This window comes from Alcanivorax hongdengensis A-11-3 (assembly GCF_000300995.1).
Taxonomy (GTDB): Bacteria; Pseudomonadota; Gammaproteobacteria; order Pseudomonadales; family Alcanivoracaceae; genus Alcanivorax; species Alcanivorax hongdengensis.
This window is the reverse complement of sequence record NZ_AMRJ01000005.1, coordinates 1-20,686: the sequence shown is the minus strand read 5'-3', so window position 1 is coordinate 20,686 and position 20,686 is coordinate 1. Positions and strand designations below refer to the sequence as shown.

At 62.2% G+C, this 20,686-nt stretch carries 13 protein-coding genes; 6 read left to right on the top strand and 7 right to left on the bottom strand.

Going from position 1 to position 20,686, the window contains the following annotated elements:
* Positions 1–27 precede the first annotated feature (27 nt).
* From A11A3_RS05115 to A11A3_RS05105, 3 genes are all read right to left on the bottom strand, one after another.
* Complete coding sequence (locus A11A3_RS05115) at positions 28–4,830, bottom strand: NAD-glutamate dehydrogenase (protein WP_008928204.1); 4,803 nt, start codon at positions 4,828–4,830, stop codon at positions 28–30.
* Between the two features lie 214 nt (positions 4,831–5,044).
* Complete coding sequence (locus A11A3_RS05110; protein WP_008928203.1) at positions 5,045–5,344, bottom strand: DUF2288 domain-containing protein; 300 nt, start codon at positions 5,342–5,344, stop codon at positions 5,045–5,047.
* Positions 5,345–5,571: 227 nt separating this feature from the next.
* Positions 5,572–6,984 carry an alkaline phosphatase D family protein gene (locus A11A3_RS05105; protein WP_008928202.1) on the bottom strand — a complete coding sequence of 471 codons (1,413 nt, stop codon included), beginning with the start codon at positions 6,982–6,984 and terminating at the stop codon, positions 5,572–5,574.
* A gap of 90 nt (positions 6,985–7,074) precedes the next feature.
* On the opposite strand from A11A3_RS05105, the gene A11A3_RS05100 reads away from it, so the two are divergent.
* Complete coding sequence (locus tag A11A3_RS05100; RefSeq protein ID WP_008928201.1) at positions 7,075–9,867, top strand: hybrid sensor histidine kinase/response regulator; 2,793 nt, start codon at positions 7,075–7,077, stop codon at positions 9,865–9,867.
* On the opposite strand, the gene A11A3_RS05095 is transcribed toward A11A3_RS05100, so the two are convergent.
* Complete coding sequence (locus tag A11A3_RS05095) at positions 9,837–11,921, bottom strand: hybrid sensor histidine kinase/response regulator (RefSeq protein WP_008928200.1); 2,085 nt, start codon at positions 11,919–11,921, stop codon at positions 9,837–9,839. The two genes, A11A3_RS05100 and A11A3_RS05095, sit on opposite strands and share 31 nt — an antisense overlap.
* A gap of 162 nt (positions 11,922–12,083) precedes the next feature.
* On the opposite strand from A11A3_RS05095, the gene metG reads away from it, so the two are divergent.
* Entirely contained in the window at positions 12,084–14,129 is a 2,046-nt protein-coding gene (gene metG, locus A11A3_RS05090) for a methionine--tRNA ligase (protein ID WP_008928199.1), read from the top strand.
* 317 nt (positions 14,130–14,446) lie between these two features.
* Here the strand turns inward: metG and A11A3_RS05085 are convergent, their stop codons facing one another.
* Together A11A3_RS05085 and A11A3_RS05080 are read right to left on the bottom strand one after the other, a co-directional pair.
* Positions 14,447–15,307 carry a polysaccharide lyase family 7 protein gene (locus tag A11A3_RS05085; RefSeq protein WP_008928198.1) on the bottom strand — a complete coding sequence of 287 codons (861 nt, stop codon included), beginning with the start codon at positions 15,305–15,307 and terminating at the stop codon, positions 14,447–14,449.
* Between the two features lie 398 nt (positions 15,308–15,705).
* Entirely contained in the window at positions 15,706–16,398 is a 693-nt protein-coding gene (locus A11A3_RS05080) for a Crp/Fnr family transcriptional regulator (RefSeq protein WP_008928197.1), read from the bottom strand.
* Between the two features lie 267 nt (positions 16,399–16,665).
* Between A11A3_RS05080 and A11A3_RS05075 the strand changes: the two genes are divergently transcribed.
* The 4 genes from A11A3_RS05075 (at position 16,666) to A11A3_RS05060 (ending at position 20,000) form a co-directional block, all read left to right on the top strand.
* Positions 16,666–17,442 carry a class II aldolase/adducin family protein gene (locus A11A3_RS05075; RefSeq protein WP_008928196.1) on the top strand — a complete coding sequence of 259 codons (777 nt, stop codon included), beginning with the start codon at positions 16,666–16,668 and terminating at the stop codon, positions 17,440–17,442.
* 10 nt (positions 17,443–17,452) lie between these two features.
* Positions 17,453–18,049, top strand: coding sequence for an HD domain-containing protein (locus tag A11A3_RS05070; RefSeq protein ID WP_008928195.1), 597 nt, complete (start codon positions 17,453–17,455; stop codon positions 18,047–18,049).
* Between the two features lie 159 nt (positions 18,050–18,208).
* Positions 18,209–19,567, top strand: coding sequence for an oxygenase MpaB family protein (locus tag A11A3_RS05065; RefSeq protein ID WP_008928194.1), 1,359 nt, complete (start codon positions 18,209–18,211; stop codon positions 19,565–19,567).
* A 112-nt stretch (positions 19,568–19,679) separates the two neighbouring features.
* Positions 19,680–20,000 (top strand): hypothetical protein, encoded by a 321-nt coding sequence (locus tag A11A3_RS05060; protein WP_040296743.1) that lies wholly within the window; start codon positions 19,680–19,682, stop codon positions 19,998–20,000.
* Between the two features lie 29 nt (positions 20,001–20,029).
* Here the strand turns inward: A11A3_RS05060 and A11A3_RS05055 are convergent, their stop codons facing one another.
* Positions 20,030–20,401, bottom strand: a complete 372-nt coding sequence (locus tag A11A3_RS05055) for a hypothetical protein (protein WP_008928192.1) — start codon at positions 20,399–20,401, stop codon at positions 20,030–20,032.
* Between the last annotated feature and the right edge of the window lie 285 nt (positions 20,402–20,686).

Sequence of the window (20,686 nt, the reverse complement as noted above, 5' to 3'; positions counted from 1 at the left end):
ATCAGCAATGCGGGTATATCGGTTGAATCAAAGGCTGCGCAGCTTGCGCAACTCCCGTACCCCCACCGCCAGCGACATGAAGTCGTGCACGCTGTCTGACTGCAAGGCCTGCAGGCGCATAATGCCGAAACGCACCTGGGTGGGCGCCTGCTCCTGCCAGTGCTGAAAACGCGCCTGGGCTCCGTCACCGGGCTGTTCCAGCACCTTGGCGGTGACCTGGCGATGCAGCTTGTAGGTGTCCTCGCGCAGGCTGGAACGCGCCAGCGCCTGCCAGCGGCTCTGCACCGTGAGCCCGATGATGCTCGATAGCAGCCAGAGAATGTGCAGCGAATCCCCCACCAGGAAATAGGCCTGGGCGGCCTCTTCCACACTGACCTGGGCACTGGAGGCCAGCTCGATAATATCCGGCGCACTGCCCAGCACCATGGTGTTGGCCAGCTGGCGAGCCACCTCGGTGGGCACACCGTCCTCTTCCATGCCGGCCACCGCGTCCTGCCAGTCCTCCAGGTAGCTGCCCGGCAGCAGCCGTGGCAACGAGTTGGACAGTTCGGCAATGGCATCGCGGTAACGGCCCACGGCCTCCTTCACCGGCCGTTGAGCCCAGCGGTAATTGATCAGCCAGCTGGTGATATGTTTCATCAGCCCGATCACCCGGCCATACAGGCGCAACTGCACCCGGCTGTCGATGTGGTTGTCCAGGGCGTCCAGCGGTGCCCAGAAGGCATCACCGTCAAAAATGGCATGGGCCATGGCGTAGGCTTTCACTGGCTCGTGCAGGGCCAGCCCGTGTTCATCGGCATAGCGGTGGGCAAAACAGAAGCCCATGCGATTGACCACCGCATTGGCCAGCACCGTGGCAATCAGTTCCCGGCGCAGGCGATGCTTCAATAACGCATCGCGATATTCCTGCTGCATTTCCGTGGGGAAATAGGCCAGTACATCCCGGTCAAAAAAACCGTCATCCGGCACCTTGCTGGCCAGCAGCGCATCGCTCAGGGCGTTCTTGCTGTAGGACAACAGCACCGCCAGCTCCGGGCGGGTCAGCCCCTTGCCCCGGTTGCGGCGTTCGTTGAGGGCCTCGTCATCGGGCAGAAATTCCACCGTGCGCGACAGGAAGCCGTTGCGCTCCAGCAACCGCATCTGGTTGGCATGCTCGTCCAGCCGCCCCATGGCGTCGTTTTCCAGCAGGCTCAGCGCCAGGCTCTGCACGTAGTTGTCCCGCAGCACCGAGCGGGCCACATCCTCGGTCATGCGCACCAGCATGGGGTCACGGGTTTCCCGGGTCAGGCCCGCCTCACGCACCATCTGATTGAGCGGAATCTTGATATTCACTTCCCGGTCGGAGCTGTGCACACCGCCGGAATTGTCGATGGCATCGGTATTGATACGCCCGCCGTTGAGGGCATATTCGATGCGGCCCAGCTGGGTCAGCCCCAGGTTGCCGCCCTCGCCCACTACCTTGCAGCGCAGGTCACGGCCATTGATGCGGATGGCATCGTTGGCCCGGTCACCCACCTGGGCATGGCTTTCGTGGCTGGCCTTCACATAGGTGCCAATGCCGCCGTTCCAGAGCAGCTCCACCGGCGCCTTGAGAATGGCCGTGATCAGCTCCGCCGGCGTATAGGTGCTCTGCGTCAGCCCCAGCGCCTGCATGGCCGGTTCACTGAGGGTGATGCTTTTGGCGGAGCGCGGCCAGATACCACCGCCCTCGGAAAGACAGTCGCGATCAAAGTCCTCCCAGCTGGTGCCCGGCGTCTCGAACAGGCGCTGGCGCTCAGCGAAGGTACGGGCCGGGTCCGGGGTCGGATCGATAACGATGTGCAGGTGGTTGAAGGCCGCCACCAGCTGAATCTGGTCAGAGAGCAACATGCCGTTGCCGAATACATCGCCGCCCATGTCGCCGATGCCCACCACGGTAAAGGGCGTGCTCTGGGTGTCCTTGCCCTCTTCGCGGAAGTGGCGTTTGACGCTCTCCCAGGCGCCACGGGCGGTGATGCCCATCTGCTTGTGGTCATAGCCGGCACTGCCGCCGGAGGCGAAGGCATCACCCAGCCAGAAGCCGTACTCCTCGGCCAGGCCATTGGCGATATCGGAAAAGGTGGCGGTGCCCTTGTCCGCCGCCACCACCAGATAAGGGTCGTCCTTGTCGTAACGCACCACCTGGGCCGGGGCAATCACCTGGTCACCTTCACGGTTATCGGTAATGTCCAGCAGCCCGCGGATAAAGGTCTTGTAGCAGGCCACGCCGCGCTGCTGCCAGGCCTGGCGATCGCCGGGGTCGCCGCCCTTGACCACGAAGCCGCCCTTGGCACCCACCGGCACGATGATGGCGTTCTTGACCATTTGTGCCTTGACCAGCCCCAGCACTTCGGTGCGGAAATCCTCGCGGCGATCCGACCAGCGCAGCCCGCCCCGGGCCACCGGCCCGCCGCGCAGGTGGATCCCTTCCATCTGCGGCGAGTAGATAAAGGTCTCGAACATGGGGCGCGGTTCCGGCAGGTCCGGCACCTTGTGCGGGTCCAGTTTGAGGCTCACGTAGGCCTTGCTGTGGCCCTGGCTGTCGCACTGATAGTAGTTGGTACGCAAGCCGGCGCGCACCACGCCCAGGTAGGCACGCAGCACCCGGTCCGCATCCAGCGAGGCGACCTTGTCCAGCGCTTCATCCAGCGCCTGGGCCTGGGCCAGCCCTTCGGTTTCCCGGCGTTCCGGGCTGCGCTGGGGATCAAAGCGGGCCTCGAACAGTTTCACCAGCAGGGTGGCGAAACGGGCATGGTCGGCCAGCAGCTGTTCCATGTAAGGCTGGGAGTACGGCAGGCCGGTCTGGGTCAGGTATTTGGTGATCAGACGCAGGCACACCACCTGCCGGGCATCGAGCCCGGCCAGCAGCACCAGCCGGTTGAGGCCATCATTTTCCGTCTGGCCCTGCCAGCATTGCAGAAAGGCTTCCTCGAAATAGGCTTTCTGCTGGGCCGGCCCCAGGGCGCAGTCGCCGTGAACCTGCACATCGAACTGCTGAATCCAAAGGGGCTCGCCATCGCGGGGCGTAATACGGGTGGGTTCCTGACGGATGACACGCAGACCGAAATTTTCCAGGGCCGGCAACACATCGGACAACCCCACCGGTTTGTGCCAGCTGTACAGGCGCAACTGGGTGGGACATACCGCGCCGCCCTCGTTCTCCACACTGAGTCTGGGCAGCAGCGGCTGCCGGGCTGACAGCTGCGTCAGGTAATGCAGATCCGCAGCGGCGTCCATGGGGTCGCAGGTGGTGGTGTAACCCGGCGGAAAAGCCTCGGCAAAACGCCGGGCCAGTTCCATGCCCTCATCACCGTCTTCGCGCAACAGCTCACGCAGCTGGTCACTCCAGGAATGGGTGGCGGCGATCAGGCGCTGCTCCACCTGTTCGTCGCTCATTGCCAGCCGGGTGCCGCGGGGAATCCGGATGATACAGTGAATGCGCGCCAGCCCCTCGCGCAGGAAATCCACCGTACGCTCCACCGACAACCCGTTGCAGATCGACAACAGCTCTTCGGTGACCCGGTCACGCAATTCCCGGGAAAAACGCTCCCGGGTCAGGTACACCATGCAGGAGTAGAAACGCCCGTAACGGTCACGGCGCATGAACAGGCGCAAGCGATGACGGTCACGCAGGGCGCGGATGCCCATGCAGGTCTGGAACAGTTCGTCCTCACTGCCCTGGAACAGCTCATCGCGGGGCAGCTGGTAGATGATGTCGCGCAGGTGTTTGCCGGAGTGGGAGCGCTCCGGCAACCGCGAGCGAGTCAGCACCTCTTCCACCTTGCGGCGAATCAGCGGGATATCGCGGGGCCGGTTGATGTAGGCGTCCAGCGAGAACAGGCCGATGAAACGATCCGTGCCTTCCACACTGCCATCCGCCGCCAGCCGCTTGATGGACACCACATCCATGTAATTGGGATGATGGATGGGCGAGCGCATGTTGGCCTTGGTCACCACCGCCAGCCGGCCGGAGGCGATGTACTTGGCCATCTCGTCATGGGGAGCGATGAATTCATCGGCATTGGCATAGCGGCTGCCCGCCCGGGCCAGCCCCAACCCCTGGTCATCGAGCAGCTCCAGGCTGATGCCGTCCTTCTCGGTATGGGCCACGGAGCGGGCATAGCCCAGAAAGGTGAAATGCTCATCGAGCAGCCAGTGCAGAAACGCGCAGGCTTCTTCCTGCTCCTCCGGGTCACGCTGGGGAAACGGCACCGCCAGGTTGTCCAGCACGGTCTGCACCCGCTCCTTCATGGCCGGGAAATCCGCCACCACGACGCGCAGATCCGCCAGCGTCAGGCGCAGCTGCTGCTCCAGCGCGGCGTAGTCCTCCTCGTCGGCCAGTGGCTCGAACTGCACATGGATCAGGGACTCCGCCGGTGTCAGCCCGTCGCCCACTCCCAGTACCTGAAGAATGTTGCCGTTGTCGTCCCGGCGCATCTGAATCACCGGGTGAATACTCCAGTCGATGGCCGTGCCCGCATCACGGACCATCATGGAGACCGAATCCATCAGAAACGGCATGTCATCGGTCACGGTATAGAGGCTGGCCATCTGGCCCGGCCCCACCGGCGGGAAAATGGCCACCAGCGCCTCATCCGGCTGACGGCTGGCGGCCAGCTGCCAGTGCTGCCAGGCAAGGTGGAATAACTGGTCGGGGTTGCGGGCGGTCAGTGCGGCCAGGCTGGCCATTTCAAAGTAGTAACCGAGAAAACTGCGAAACTGGGGCTGAACTTCCACGTCGACGTGGGCGGCAATCAGGCTTTCAAGCTGGGCCTGCAACAATGCCTGACGTTTTGCACTGTCCTCTTGCATGAACACCTCCGGATCCCTGTGCCATGGAGCCCGGCAGGCGGCCGCCGGCAACCCGCGCTTGCGTCAGGGCCGAGGCCCCTCGGGCTCCCTGAAGACGCCTCTTTACACACTGTATACCGGGTACTGTGGAAGACGCCACTGTTGTCCGGGAAAGTCTGCGCCGGTCATGTGACAGGGGGAGGTCCGCTTGGTGTGATCGGTCGTCGAGAGCCGGCTACGGGCAGGGCTGCACCAGCACCCAGGGCATCACCACCAGGGTCCACAGAGCCTGGGTGTTGTCGAACCATTGCGCGGCCTGGGCATCAGATACCTTGTCGACCAGGCCGGCGTCCTTCCACTGACCAATCTGGCTGGCATCGTCCCGGGAAAAGCTCACCGCCACCTCGATCAGATCCAGGGACGGGTCCACCGCCACCGTCTGGCCACGGGCAAAGAACGGCTGCAGTTCGCGCCAGTCGGCCTTGGCGGTTTCCTGGTTGAGCTTGGCTTTGAGAATATCCAGATCGTCAGTCATGGCGGGCTCCGTTGCTGGGCGCGCCATTATCCGGATTCAGACAGGGGGAAGCAAAAGGCAAAAAGAAACGCCCGCTTGGGCAAGCGGGCGGGCTGTACCAGGCCGAAGAGGAACATCCGTGTTCTTTCGCGTCCTTGCAGGGGCTACTTTACCCCCGACGCGGCCTTTGCAAAGTCTGCCAATGCCGACAACTCATGTAAGCCTTTGCCGACAAAAACACGAGGTTATTACCACTGGATGCGCTGGCTACTGTCCGGCAGCGGCTCACCCCGGCGATCGAACAGCTCGAAGTGGGCGCCCTGCTCGTCCAGGGTCACGCGGGAAAAGGCATCGCGACTGTAGACCTCGCCGGGCACGGTGACCCTGCCCAGCGGCTGCCCCCAGCCACCGCGCAGCAGGCCCGGCAGTTTGAGCATGGGCCGGTACCAGCGAAACGCCATCAGTGCCGTGGGCCAGAACAGCCCGGAACAGGTCCAGCTATGGATACGCTTGCCATTGTTGAGTTTCAGCTGGGCGTAGAGCGAGGCATGCACATCACCACTGAGCACCACCAGCTTGTCCGCCTCACTGTTGGCCATGGCCCTGAGAAAACGCTGGCGCTGGTGACGGAAGCCTTCCCAGGCGTCCTTGCCACGGAACGGCTGACGCTGTTCAGGGAACATCACCACCGTGGAGACCAGCACCTTGATGCGGTCGGTATCGGTGTTGAGCCATTCCACGAAGGCCGCTTCCTGGTCATCACTGACCATGCGGCGCTGCCAGGGCCAGCGGCTCAGTACCCGCTCGGTGCGCGCATCCAGCACGAAGAAATCCGCCGGCCCGCGGCGGAAGGTATACCAGAAACGGTCCGGGTCACGATCCAGATAGGTGCCGGCCTGATTGAGCGGCGCCGCCGGCGAATGGGAGGCCTGGTAAATCTGGTAGGCCTTGATGGCCGCCGGGTACTTGCTGGTCCACAGGTGCGCATCCGCCCGGGCCGGCCAGTTATTCTCGATTTCATGGTCGTCGAGAATCATGTAGTGATTATATTCGCGCAGCAGCTGCGCCATGCGAGGCTGGGAAAAGCTCTCCCGATAGAGGGCGTGAAACTGTTTCAGCGAGGACGCCGCGCCCAGCCGATAGGTGGAATCGGCATACACCTGATCCCCCCCGAACAGCACGAAATCGATGGGCTTTTCGCTGGCGCGCTGGCGAATTTCGCTGAAAATCTTGTCGCCACGATCATCCTCGATATGACCATCCAGGCCGACAAACCGGTAACAGCAGGAGCCGAACACAAACGATGAGGCGGCAGCCTGATCATCATCGGTCTGCAGATAGCCCAGCGGAATATTCTGCCAGTCCAGCGCCAGGGCCGGCTCTTCGCTATCGACCCAGCCGGCCTGAAACTGGTAACGGCTGGCGCCCTGAAGCCCATTCAGCACCACCACCCCGGAACCATCAAAATTACCATTGAGCCGAAACCGCAGCGGCCCCTGCCACTGGCTCTCGCCATCGCGGCGCCAGCGCACCCGGCCCCAGAGCTTTTTTTCACCCACTTTCAGGGTGTTTTCCGGCAGCGCGGCAAAAATCCGTGCATGGCCGTCGGAACTCTCCCCCACCAAAGGCCCCACATGGAACGCCTTCACCCCCTCGGTCATCTTCCACTCCTTCCATTGAGCCACCCGCCCGGCACTGCTAGCATCGGATAAAAAGGTATCCTTCCCTACCTGCCAAGGACTGTGACGATCTTGTTCAAGAATGCCCGCGCCGGCTTGCTGGTTTTTATTGTCAGCTTGCTGTCATTCGTTCCCGGCAGTGTGTTTGCCGCTGCCAACGACACTGTGCTCATCAAGGACACCGTGCAGTCCCTGCATCCCTATCAGGGGCTTTATTATTTCTGTTCGCCGGCGGATCAACCCGTGGACATCCAGTCCGTGCTCGGCCAGCAAAAACAGCAATGGCGATATAGCGAAGGCGAGCTGCCGAATTTCGGCTTTACCAGCAACGAATGCTGGTTCCGTTTCACGGTGCGCAACCTCAATGCCATGCAGGAACGTTGGGAGCTGGTGGTCGATTATGCCATGCTCGGTGAGCTGGATGTCTACCAACTGGATGCCGGCGGCAACCTGATCGAACATTACCAGGGCGGTATGGATCGCCCCTTCGACGTGCGCCCCAACAACACACCGGTACCCTCCTTCCCGCTACATCTTCCGGCCGGCCAGGACAGCCAGGTTTTCATCAAGGTGGTATCCGCCAGCAGCATTCAGTTGCCGCTGACGCTGATGACCCACGACGCCTTCGCCAACAGCATGCAGAACCGCACCCTGACCCAGGGGATTTTCTTTGGCGGCATGCTGGTGATGATTCTCTACAACCTGTCGCTGTTCTTTTCCATCCGCGAAAAAGTCTACCTGCTCTATGTCAGCTGGTCGGCGGTGGTCACCCTGTTCATGGCTGTACTGCATGGCTTCGCCCAGCGTTACCTGTGGCCGGAAAGCGCCCTGATCAGCCAGTACATTCTGCATTATCTGCTGCCACTGATCGTGTTACTGCCCTCCCTGTTCACCCTGCATTTTCTCAACCTGCCGGAAAAGGCGCCAAGACTGGCCGGCTGGCTGAAAATCCTGGTGGCCACCGGCACCATCCTGTTGCTGCTTGCCCCCTTCGTCAGCCGCGCAGCATTGATTCCGGTTTCGGTGATGGCCGTTCTGGTGATGGATTTCAGCATCTTTGCGGTGGGGCTGATTCGTTTTCGTGATGGCGATCAGGACGCCCGCATCTTCACCCTGGCCTGGGCCTGCTTCATCGTCGGCGCCGCCACCATGGCGCTGAACAAGTACGGCGTGCTGCCGCGCAATGCCCTCACCGAGAATCTGGTACAGACCGGTGTGTTCCTGGAAGTGGTGCTGCTGTCACTGGCTCTGGCACGGCGTATCAATCGCCTCAAGGAAGCCCATGCGGATTCCGTGCGTGACCGTGCCATTGCCGAGATGGAAGCTTTCAAGGCCGGCGCGCGCAACCACGCCAAGAGTGAATTCCTGGCCACCATGAGCCACGAAATCCGCACGCCCATGAACGGCATCATGGGCATGACCGACCTGCTGCGCCGCACCGAAATGAATCCGCAACAGGCGCAGTACGTAGGCACCATCTACCAGTCCACCCAGTCCCTGCTGGCGGTGATCAACGATATCCTCGATTACTCCAAGATCGAATCCGGCAAGCTGGAGCTCGATTATCAGAACGTGGACATGGAAAGCGTGATCGATGATTGCGTGCGCCTGTTCGCAGTACCATCGGCGGACAAGAACCTGCCGCTCTACACCTATATCGACAGCCGGGTGCCCGAGCGCATCACCACCGACCCGATTCGTTTCAAACAGATTCTCACCAACCTGCTCAGTAACGCCTTCAAGTTCACCGATAAGGGTCAGGTTGCCCTGCATATCAGCCTCAAGCAGCCGCCCAATCCGCAGGGCTATGCGGTGCTGCAACTGGAAGTGGTGGATACCGGCATCGGCCTGGATGAAACCCAGCAGAACAACCTGTTCCAGGCCTTCACCGATGTCAGCGTCCGCAACAAGCACAAGGGCGCCGGCCTGGGGCTGGTGATCAGCAAGCGTCTGGTGGAATTGCTCGGTGGCAGCATCGGCGTGTCCAGCTCCCTGGGCCGCGGTGCCACCTTCTGGGTGTCCCTGCCGGTGAAAGCCGAAGCGCCCAGCCAGCGCCAGCTGCTGGCCGGCAACACCGTCATGCTGCTCACCGAAAGCCCGGCCCTGAGCCTGAGCCTGTCGCAGATTCTCAGCCGCTGGCAGGTCAACACGCTAGAATACCGCAACGTGGAGAGCGCCCTGCAACACCCGCCCGGCCGCGTGGACATCATTCTCTGCGAACAGCACCACCTGGCGGACACGGCCACGCTCAATGCCCTGCGCGAGCGTTTCGGCAATCCGGCCATGGGCCTGCTGCACCCCACCGGGCAGCCCCTCAGCGACGAACTGCCCGACAACATGTTGCTGGTGGAAACCCCGGTGTCCACCCGCGCCCTGCGCCGCAGCCTGCACACCCATTTGCAGGAACACGAAAGTCAGGAACCAAGCCCGGCCCCGACAGAGCGCCCGGCGGGCAGCGATGCCCTGCAACGGCTGAACGTGATCGTGGCGGAGGACAATGCGGTCAACCAGCTGGTGGTCGACAGCATTCTCAAATCCCTGGGCGTGCATGCCACCCTGGTGGACAACGGCCAGCAGGCCCTGGAGAAATTCCGCGGTTCACCGGGCTACTGGGACATGATCTTCATGGACTGCGAGATGCCGCAACTGGATGGCTACGACGCCACCCGGGCGATACGCGAACTGGAAGCGGAAACCGGCCGCCATTGCTGGATCATCGGCCTGTCCGCCCATGCCACCGGCGACTATGTGCAGAAGGCCCGCGATGCGGGCATGGATGATTACCTGGCCAAGCCGGTCACCCAGAAGCAGGTGCAGGACGCCCTGCTACGGGGTCAGAAATCCGCGGACGCAGCCCTGGGCTGAACCAGCAAGCGCGCGCAGATATCCAGCAGATCGCGCACCCGCACCGGCTTGCCGAGAAACTCGTCACAGCCGGCCTCCAGGCAACGCTGGCGATCCTCGGCCAGCACATTGGCGGTTAGCGCCAGTACCGGCCCGTCAAAGCCCCGGTCACGCAGCGCCTGCACCGTCTGGTAGCCATCCATCACCGGCATCTGCATATCCAGCACCACCAGATCCAGCGCCCGGTGACGGCCATGTTGCTCGCAGGCATCGCGCCCATCCGCGGCCTCGATCACCGTCATGCCCGCCTGCTCCAGCACCTTGCGCACAAACAGGCGGTTGACGGTATTGTCCTCCACCAGCAAGACTCGCCCTTGTAACCGCGGGCCCTTCTCATGGGCAACCGCCGTCTCCGGCTCCGGCGCCAGCTCCACCTGGCAGGCCCGCGCCAGCGGCAAGGTCAATACAAAGCAACTGCCCACCTCTTCCTGGCTGGTCACGGTAATGTCGCCGCCCTGGGAACGGGCCAGCTGCCGGGCGATGCTCAGCCCCAGCCCGGTGCCGGTGTAGCGCCGGCTGTGGGTGGCATCCACCTGCGAGAACGGCTGGAATATCCGTGACAGCTGCCGCTCATTCATGCCGATGCCGGTATCCGCCACCCGCACCTCCAGTTGCGAGGCGGACGACTGCCAGCCCACCTGCACCTCCACACTGCCCTGCTCGGTGAATTTGACCGCGTTGCCGATCAGGTTCATCAATATCTGCCGCAGCCGGAACACATCCCCGGACACCGAAACCGGCACCGAGTCATCCAGTGTCAGCGACAGGGCCACCTGTTTCTCGCGGGCCAGCAAACGGTGGCTGGCCACCACTTCGTCCATCAGCTCGGCGATGGTGAACACCCGCTGTTCCAGGCTCAGCTGGCCGGCCTCGATACGGGACAGGTCAAGCACGTCATTGATCAGTGCCAGCAGCGCATCGCCATTGTTCTGGATGATATTGAGGTAGCGCGCCTGTTCCAGCGACGACAGGGCGCCATCACGCAGCAGCTCGGTATAGCCGAGGATGGCGGTCATGGGCGTGCGGATCTCGTGGCTGATATTGGCCAGGAACTGGCTTTTCGCCTGGCTGGCCACTTCCGCCTGACGGCGAGCACTGGCCAGCTGGTTCTGGGTATGGTCGATGTTGTCGACCATGGTGTTGAAATCCTCCGCCAGCAGCGAAATTTCGTCGCGGCCCTCCACCGGCACCCGCTGATTCAGCTCGCCCCCCCGGGCAATGGAGCGCACCGCATGGTGCAGGTACTGCACCCGGCCGAACAGGATCGACTTGATACGCCGGTTGATGAACAGCACCGCCCCCCAGGACAACAGCAGCATGATCACCGCCATGGTCAGCACCGCATGGAGCACCGCATTGCTGCCATCGCTGGGCAGGTCCACCAGCATTTCCATGGGCGAGCCGCCCAGATAATCCGGCAGCGGGAAGCGCCCCCGCCACTGGCCATCATCCTGCCGGTAAAGGCCGCGCTCGGTGGACTGGCCCTGCTCGAGCGGTTGCAGATAGAGGGCATGGCCCACCCGCGAAGACAGGTAGTTGAGCCACTGGGTATTGATCCACACCCCCACCAGATAGGCATGACAGCCCTGCTCCACCGCCGTGCTGAACAGCAGCGACCGTTTGCCCACCCGCACCACGCCCCAGGTTGGCAGGCAGTAGCCTTCCACGAAGTGCGAGGCCAGCGCGACCAGCGCCGGGTTGTCCGCGCTGACATCGCCACGGCGGATATTGACCCGGTCATCGCGGATCTCGGCCAGCAAATCCAGCTGGCCAATGCCATCCTGGCTCAGGGGCAGGGCCTGCTGCCGATTGGACCAGTCCGCCGCGCGTACCCGCAAAATGGACAACTGATCGAGAAAGGCCGCCTCCACCTTGTCGAGCTCACGCCCGGCGTTGCGTTCGGCCAGAGAATCGACCAGGTTGTCGTTGACGTAATAGAGGGCAAGCGTGGCCAGCAGCGCACAGCTGGTGGCTGCAAAATAAAGCAGATAAAGAAGGCGCCGACTCAGTGTCATTTATCGTTATTCCCCGTCATTGCCGGCCAACCCTAGCATAACCGTAGACGCGCTGTACCCGGCCAACCGCCGAAACGCACAAACCCGGGCTCAACGGGTGAAAAAAGCGCCGGCGACCCGTATCATAGGCAGCCCTTTTTCGCTGTTGATGTACCCGATTCCATGAGTGACACCGCCCGTAAAATCCTGGTCACCAGTGCCCTGCCCTACGCCAATGGCCCCATTCACCTGGGCCACCTGCTGGAATACATCCAGACCGATATCTGGGTGCGCTTCCAGAAACTGCGCGGCGAGCAGTGCATCTATGTCTGCGCCGACGATGCCCACGGCACCGCCATCATGCTCAAGGCGGAAGAGAACGGTGTGACTCCGGAGCAGCAGATTGCCCAGGTCAAGGCCGATCACGAGCGCGACTTCGCCGACTTCCAGATCCGCTTTGACAACTACTACAGCACCCACAGCCCGGAAAACCGCGCGCTGTCGGAGATGGTGTTCCAGCGCAACAAGGACGCCGGCTACATCATCGAAAAGACCATTACCCAGCTGTACGACCCGCAGAAGGGCATGTTCCTGGCCGACCGCTTCGTCAAGGGCACCTGCCCCAAGTGCAAGTCCGAGGACCAGTACGGCGACAACTGTGAAGTGTGCGGCGCCACCTATACCCCGGCGGAGCTGATCGACCCCTACTCCTCGGTCAGCGGTGCCACCCCGGTAGAAAAGGAAACCACCCAGCTGTTCTTCGACCTGCCGCGCTTCGAGCCCATGCTGCGCGAATGGACCCGCTCCGGCGCCCTGCAGGAACAGGTGGCCAACAAGCTGCAGGAATGGATCGAAGACCTGCAGCCCTGGGACATCTCCCGCGAGGCCCCCTACTTCGGCTTCGAGATCCCCGGCTACCCGGGCAAGTACTTCTACGTCTGGCTGGATGCGCCCATCGGCTACATGGCCAGCTTCCAGAACTACTGCGAGCGCGAAGACCTGAGCTTCGACGACTACTGGGCCAAGGACTCCAGCGCCGAGCTGTACCACTTCATCGGCAAGGACATCATCAACTTCCACGGCCTGTTCTGGCCGGCCATGCTGGAAGGCGCCGGGCTGCGCAAGCCCACCGCCATCTACAGCCACGGTTTTGTCACCGTCAACGGTGCCAAGATGTCCAAATCCCGCGGCACCTTCATCAAGGCCCGCACCTACCTGGACCACCTGAGCCCGGAGTACCTGCGTTACTACTTCGCCGCCAAGCTCTCCAGCCGCGTGGACGACTTCGACCTGAACCTGGAAGACTTCGCCCAGCGCGTCAACGCCGACCTGGTCGGCAAGCTGGTCAACATCGCCAGCCGCACCGGCAACTTCGTCAAGAAGTTTGGCGGCACTCTCAGTGAAGAGCTGGATAACCCGCTACTGGTGCGCGAAGTGCAGGAAGCCGGCCCGCGTATCGCGCAAAGCTACGAAAAGCGCGAATTCGGCAAGGCCATGCGCGACATCATGGCGCTGGCCGACCATGCCAACGGCTACATCGCCGAAAAGGCGCCCTGGAGCCTGGCCAAGGAAGAAGGCCGCGAGCAGGAAGTGCTGCAGATCTGCACCACCGCCATCAACGTCTTCCGCCTGCTGGTGATCTACCTGAAACCGGTACTGCCGGCCCTGGCCGAGCGCGCCGAGGCCTTCCTGCAGATCGAGCCGCTGACCTGGAACGACAGCGAACAACTGCTGCTCAACCACGAGATCGCCAAGTTCAAACCGCTGCTCAACCGCATCGACATGGCGCAGATCGAATCCATGCTGAGCGCCTCGAAGGAAAGCACCCCGGCGGCGGCGCCCCAGAGCGACAGCAAGCCGGCAGCCAAACCGAGCGGCAACGACGGCCCGGCCAAGGATGACACCATCAGCATTGATGACTTCCTCAAGGTCAAACTGCGCGTGGCCCGCGTGGCCAGGGCAGCCCACGTGGACGGTGCCGACAAACTGCTGCAACTGACCCTGGATGTGGGCGAACTGGGCGAGCGCAACGTGTTTGCCGGCATCAAGGCCAAGTACAAGCCCGAGGACCTGGAAGGCAAGCTGGTGGTACTGGTGGCCAACCTGGCGCCGCGCAAGATGAAGTTCGGTGTCTCCGAAGGCATGGTGCTGGCCGCCGGCCCCGGCGGTGAGGACATCTACGTGCTGAGCCCGGACAGTGGTGCCGAGCCGGGCATGGAAGTGCGTTAACAGCTTACCCCCTCTAACTCCCCCTCATTGAGGGGGAGGACCGGAAACTCACCCCCTCTGGCTCCCCCTCGTTGAGGGGGAGGATCGGAAGCTCACCCTCTCTGGCTCCTTCCTCGTTGAGGGGGAGGATCGGAAACTCACTCCCTCTGGCTTCCCCCTCGTTGAGGGGGAGGATTGAAAGCTCAGCCTCCCCTGGCTCCCCTCGTTGAGGGAGAGGATCGGAAGCTGCCCTCTCCGACGCCCCTCGCAGGGCAGGAAGATGGCAAGGCGCTCAATACCCTCCCCCTCAATGAGGGGGAGCCGGAGGGGGTGCGCCCTTACAGTCCCGGCGAATGACTGAACGCCGCCTCCTGATAGCGCACCGTCGCCTGCCCATACGCGGCCTCACTGCCGGACGCATAGACCCCCAGCTTGAAGTAGCAGTTATGCCCCGCCCAGTCCGACACATTCTCCACATGCACCAGTGAGCCGTTCAGGCTGATGAACACCTGGTAGTTATAGGCTTCCAGACTCACCGTCATGGGCCCGTCCTGGCGCGGCATCAACGGTACCTTGTGATAACCGCTGTCCGGGTGATAGAACACCGCCACCAGATAATCCGGGTAGCTCACCCCGTCAATCACCTGGTTCTTGGCCCAGGTCAGCCTCAGGGGTGGTTTCACCGAGGTGCTGGCCTTGCGATGCAACTGCATCCAGGTGTACTCATTCAGCGCCGTGCCCGTGAGTGTGACGGTGGCATCCAGACGGTGCCGGTCGGCCACCGACCATTCCGGGTACTGGCGCAGCTCCGAGCGCTGCTTTTCCTTGCCGTCGCGGGTAACGGTGAAAACCATGTCCTGGTCGGCAAAGTAGAAGGCCTTCATCTGCGGGTGGGTGAGCAGCTCGTCGCTGTAAACCGTCTTCATGTTACTGCCCACGGTGTACTGCAACACACTCTGGCCCAGCGCCCCGTCAAAGCGGCGGATATCCTTGGGCGTCTTGTTATCGACCTCACCGGTGGCACTGCTACCCGGCGCCTTGTCTCCCGCCGTGCTGTTTCCGGACGAGGCGGTCGAGCTGGATGGCGCCGCCGGGGTGGCGGGGGTTTCCTCGCTCACCGCGCCACTGCCACCACCACCGCCGCAGGCCCCCAGTGTCAAACAGGTCCCCAGTAAAATGATCTGATAGAAAAAACTCATAGAATTTGCCCGCTTTTCCCTTAAAACATTGAGCGGGTTCATCCCAAACACCGCAATTACTCCATGATGAGTGGCGCCAAAGCGCCGAGGAGTAACGATTTGTTGTTTCATTGATGGGTTTTAAGGAAAAAAACCGCCTTTCCTGGCCCCAGGGACTAACGCTGAATGTCAGCCACTGGGCCATATGGAATATGCAATTTACGACTGTTCCTTAAAATGCGCTTGAATCCTATAAAATCGCCAGAGCGCGATTCCATAGCAAAAACGATTATTTACCCGTGATGTGAAACAGACGGCGGGCGAAGCGGAACCGGGTCACTTCGTTATTTTCTTTTAAAATAAAGGCGGGCAATGAAATAATTATTTTTATATGCAAATAGAGGGTACTTATTAATACCCTACACCAGCGTATCCAGGTGGGCCTCCAGGGCCTGCGGATGGGGAATCACGATCTCCCCGTACCCGAGCGAAATCAATCCGGCTTCCTGGTAATTTTTCAGCACCTTGTGAATGCCCTGGCGGGTCACGCCCATCATGTTGGCCAGGTGCTCGCGGGTCAGCAGCACCCGCACCGGCTGCTCACCGCCGCTGCGGCTGCGCTGCATCTGGGCCAGAAACAACAGGCGCCGCCCCACCCGCGATGCCAGGCCGCGCAGGGCATCCTCCTCCAGCAGGGAAATGGCCGACCACAGCCGCTGGCTGAGCAGATCCAGAATCACCGGGTAACTCTGCGGGTAACGGGCCATCAGCTGGCGAAACGCCTCACCCTCCAGCTCCACCAGCACCGCCGCCGTGTGAGCGGTGGCGCCATAGACCCGAGGCGTATTGGGGGAAAACACCGCATCACCGAACCAGGTGCCCTGATCAAACAGGATCAGCGTGGCCTCGCGGCCCTCCGCATTCACCGAGCTGATACGCACCGTCCCCTCGGCGATCACGCACAGGCTCGACTGCATGGCGCCGTCCTCGTAAATCACCTCGCCGCGGGCAAAACGGCGCACCCGGGCATGCTGGCCCGCCTCGCGCAGGGCCGCCGCCGGGAAGCCCGCGAACAGGGGGCAGTCCTTGAGTACCGCAGAAATATCGACCATGCACAGAGTGTAAACCAGTTGACAGTCTTTGCGCGGATTCCCTGCCTAAACTGCCCTAACAGGCTGCTGAAACCCCATGCGTGCTCAGTCTTTCTGGCTGGCCCGGGGCGCGCGGCCGGAAGCGCACATCTGCTGCGCCTTGCCTCCAGGAAAGGGAGCCACCCTGACCCTCGGGGCAAGACACAACAGCGGCACGCTTCAGGCCACGCTGAGTACACAAGGGGTTTCAGCAGCCTGTTAACCAAAAACAATTCGGGAGCGCTACACATGAACAGCATGACACAACAGAACCCGGCCTCCAGGCAGGGCCAGGTCAGTGAGCAGGAATGGCAACTGCGGGTGGACCTGGCCGCCGCCTACCGGCTGATTGCCCTGTACGGCTGGGACGACCTGATCTTTACCCATCTATCCGCCCGTATCCCCGGCGACGAGCATCACTTTCTGATCAACCCCTACGGCATGATGTTCGAGGAAATCACCGCCTCCAGCCTGGTGCGCGTGGATCAGCACGGCAACAAGCTCGACGACAGTGACTTCGACATCAACCCGGCCGGCTTCACCATCCACAGCGCCATCCACGCCGTGCGCGAAGATGCCGTCTGCGTGATGCACACCCACACCACCGCCGGCGTGGCAGTCTCTGCCCAGCAGGAAGGCCTGCTGCCGTTGTCCCAGCAGAGCCTGTTTCCGCTCGCCAGCCTGGCCTACCACGACTACGAAGGCGTGGCCCTGCGCGAGGACGAAAAAGCCCGCCTGCAAGCGGACCTGGGCGAGGCCAACTTCATGATCCTGCGCAACCATGGCCTGCTCACCGTGGGCAGCACCATCGCCGACACTTTCCTGAGCATGTTCATCCTGCAACGGGCCTGTGAAATCCAGCTGCAGGCGCTGTCCGGCAACCGGCCGCTCACCCCCATCCCGGAGGGCATCGTCAGCACCATCAAGCAACAGGCGGCCCAGGTCACCAAAGGCATGGGCGGCAACCTGGCCTGGCCCGGCCTGCTGCGCAAGCTCGACCGCCACAACCCCGGCTACGCGGACTAAGGGGCCAGCCATGAGTGACAACACGGCGCCGCGCGCCACCTTCACGCACATGAAAGACGGCAGCGGCGAAGACTGGAAAATCATCGCCGACAGCTTCGGGCAGTTCAGCCAGGGCCTGCCCGACCGCATCATGGATCACCTGAAACTGCTGCAGGGCGACTTCGGCGGCTTCCGCATCGACCGCTTCCAGCACTGCCTGCAAACCGCCACCCTCGCCCACCGGGACGGCAAGGACGAGGAATACGTGGTCTGCGCCCTGCTCCATGACATCGGCGACACCCTGGGCACCTTCAACCACGCGGACGTGGCCGCCGTGCTGCTGGAGCCCTTCGTCAGCGAAGCCAACCACTGGATGGTCAAGCACCACGCCATCTTCCAGGGCTACTACTTCTTCCACTATCTGGGCATGGACCGGCACATGCGCGACAACTTCCAGGCCCACCCGCACTACCGGCAGACCCTGGAGTTCGTCAGCAAGTATGACTCGCCGGCCTTCGACCCGGACGGCGAGATCCTGCCGCTGGAGCACTTCGAGCCCATGCTGCGCCGGGTCTTCGCCCAGCCCCGGCAATCGCTCTACAAGGACGCCATGGCGCAAAACGCCTGACCCCGCCGCCGGGCCACGGCCCGGCGCGGTTTTGCCTGCCTGTCATTGCGGGCCAAAACCGGCCTACCTATACACAAAGATAACTTCCGTTAATTGTCTCAACCGGCGCGTATACGCAATGTATAGGCCAACGAAAGACAGTTTCTGCCGAGGTTACCGATGCCACAGTCCCTGGACGCACTCTGGGAAAAAGTCCGCGCACAGAAAACCCTGATTCCCTCGCTCTACGGCGATATCGACTTCGACGTGACCCCGGAACGGTTCACCGACGACATCGCCGTGCGCAGCACCCTGCCGAAAAAATTCGCCAGCAAATACCGCGCCGGTATTCTCAAGGATAGTGAGAAGGTCGAGCGGGCCCGCGCCTACACCCTGCTGGGCGACACCGTGGCTGACGCCTATGCGGCCCTGATGCCCCGGTACGGCTTTCGCGGCCTGATCAGCATGCTCAAGCAGGCCTGCGACGAAGGCCTGCACGCCGTCGCCGATGCCCCCCAAGAGCTCACCGATTTCATCCTCGCCATGGAAACCACCCCCGACTGGGTGGACATGGCACTGGTGCGCGAAGGCGCCCGCCTGAGTCGTAACCAGATGGTCAACCTGGCGCCCTACGTGATTCGCGGCGCCTTTGTGGCCACCTTCATGAACAAGTACTCCGGCCTGCCCATGGCCATCACCGGCACCCTGGCCAACGACTCGGTGAACCAGCGCATCAACGAAACCGCCAGCTTCTTCACCACCGCCACCCTGCCCGGTGCTCTGGAGCGCTTCGGCCCCGGCTTCAAGGCCGCCGCCATGGTGCGCCTGATGCATTCCATGGTGCGCTTTAACATCATCAAGCGCTGCACCCCCGACAAGGGCGGCCCCTGGGACCCGGCCGTCTACGGCATCCCCATCCCCCAGGTGGACCAGATGCCCGCCGGCACCATGCCCGCCTACCTGACCGCCTTCAAGGCCATGCGCAAGGGCCGCAAGCACTTCACCCGCAACGAACGCGCCATCGTCGAGCTGTCCCGCTACCAGTGCTTCCTGTTGGGCCTGCCCGAAGAGCTGCTGCCCGCCGAAGCACCGGACATCATCGACACCATGCTCACCTACTCCGGCACCCTGCGCGAGGGCTACGACCACGACACCTGCGGCGAACTCACCCGCGCCACCATGTCCGTCTACCGCCCCAAAGACCGTAAACTGCTCAGCCAGCTGCACAACCGCGTGGAGCGCAGCTTTTCCAAGGTGTTCTTCACCGAAGCCTTCCTGGGCCGCAAGGACAAATCAAAAGCCCGGGAAATGGGCGTCGAACCTCACCTGCTCGACTACGCCCTGTTCACCGTCGGCAACCTGTTCGTCATGCCCCGCCTCATCGCCTACCGCACCCTGCAGGACATCCCGGTGGCCAACAAGGTGGCAGACAGAATACTGGTGAGAAGAATCAAGGAACTGCTGGTGGAATACGGCCACGCGGAATACACCACCGATGCCGCACAATACACACCCACCACACAAGAAAGCGTAGCCTGAAAGGTCGCCCCCACGACCATGGCCCCGGCTTTCCGGGGCTTGGTCGTGGGGGGGGCTGCCCCATAACCGCCATGATCCTGCTACTCTCGAGCTAGTAGGCCATGGAGGAAACATGATGGGAAAGTGGCGCTGGATTATTGTCTCGACCCTGCTCATCGGCACGGCCACTGCCGATACGGTCCTGCGAAAGAGCCCGTATCTGGCGGCTTTTGGCGACTATCTGACGCGCCCGACCGTCAGCGTTCGTCATGACAAAAGCCCGGAAGACTATGAGCCCTTGTACTACGAACTTCGCCAGGGCGAGAAAATCGACAATGGCTGTCGCACCCACAATGAGAGCATCAGCACCGGCACGGTGCCGCGTATTGAAAGGCGTATCGCCAAAGACATGCATGACTGCACCTGGCTCATACTGATCGGCAAGCTCAAGTAACCAGAAAATCAGCCGGCAATCGTGTCAGGCTACAACCCCAGATACGCCCCGATCAGAAAGGCATCCCCCTGCCCTTCGCGCTTGCCAAAGAAACTCACCGGGTCGTACTCGCCCTCCTCGATGGAGCCGATCTCGCAATCAATGCCGTACTGCCGGGCAAGGTCGTTGAACAGGTTCACCGGAAAGGTGAGATGCACGGTCTTCTTCACCGGCTGGCAAATGCCCAGCCGCCAGTCCTCGCACTCGTCGCTGTCGCACTCATCAATCAGCGCGACCCCGTTGGCGGCGTTATCGTCCACATAGGCCTGGAGAGCGGCGCGCAGATCCGGCAGATGGCGTTTCAGGGCCTTTTCCTGCTTTTCATCAAGGCCATCACAGGCGACGAGCACATAGAGCTGCATGTTGGGGTCCGGGTTGGGGAATGTAGGGGAGACTCTACCACAGAGAGGGGTCTTTCTGGTGTCGGGGAGAGCCGATGTTGGCCGAAGGCACGACCTCAAGTCTGAGACTTCAGAAGGCGTTTAGACGTTGTGTTGACGCACGGGGAAAGAGCTGGCCCCGTTTACTGTGCCCCCGTTTACTGGGCTAACAGCGCCGGAAAACCGATCCGCTTGCGCTACTGGTTATGCAGCCACATCGATGATTAGTAGGCTTCGGGTTCTACCCCGTTACTGCGGACACTTCTA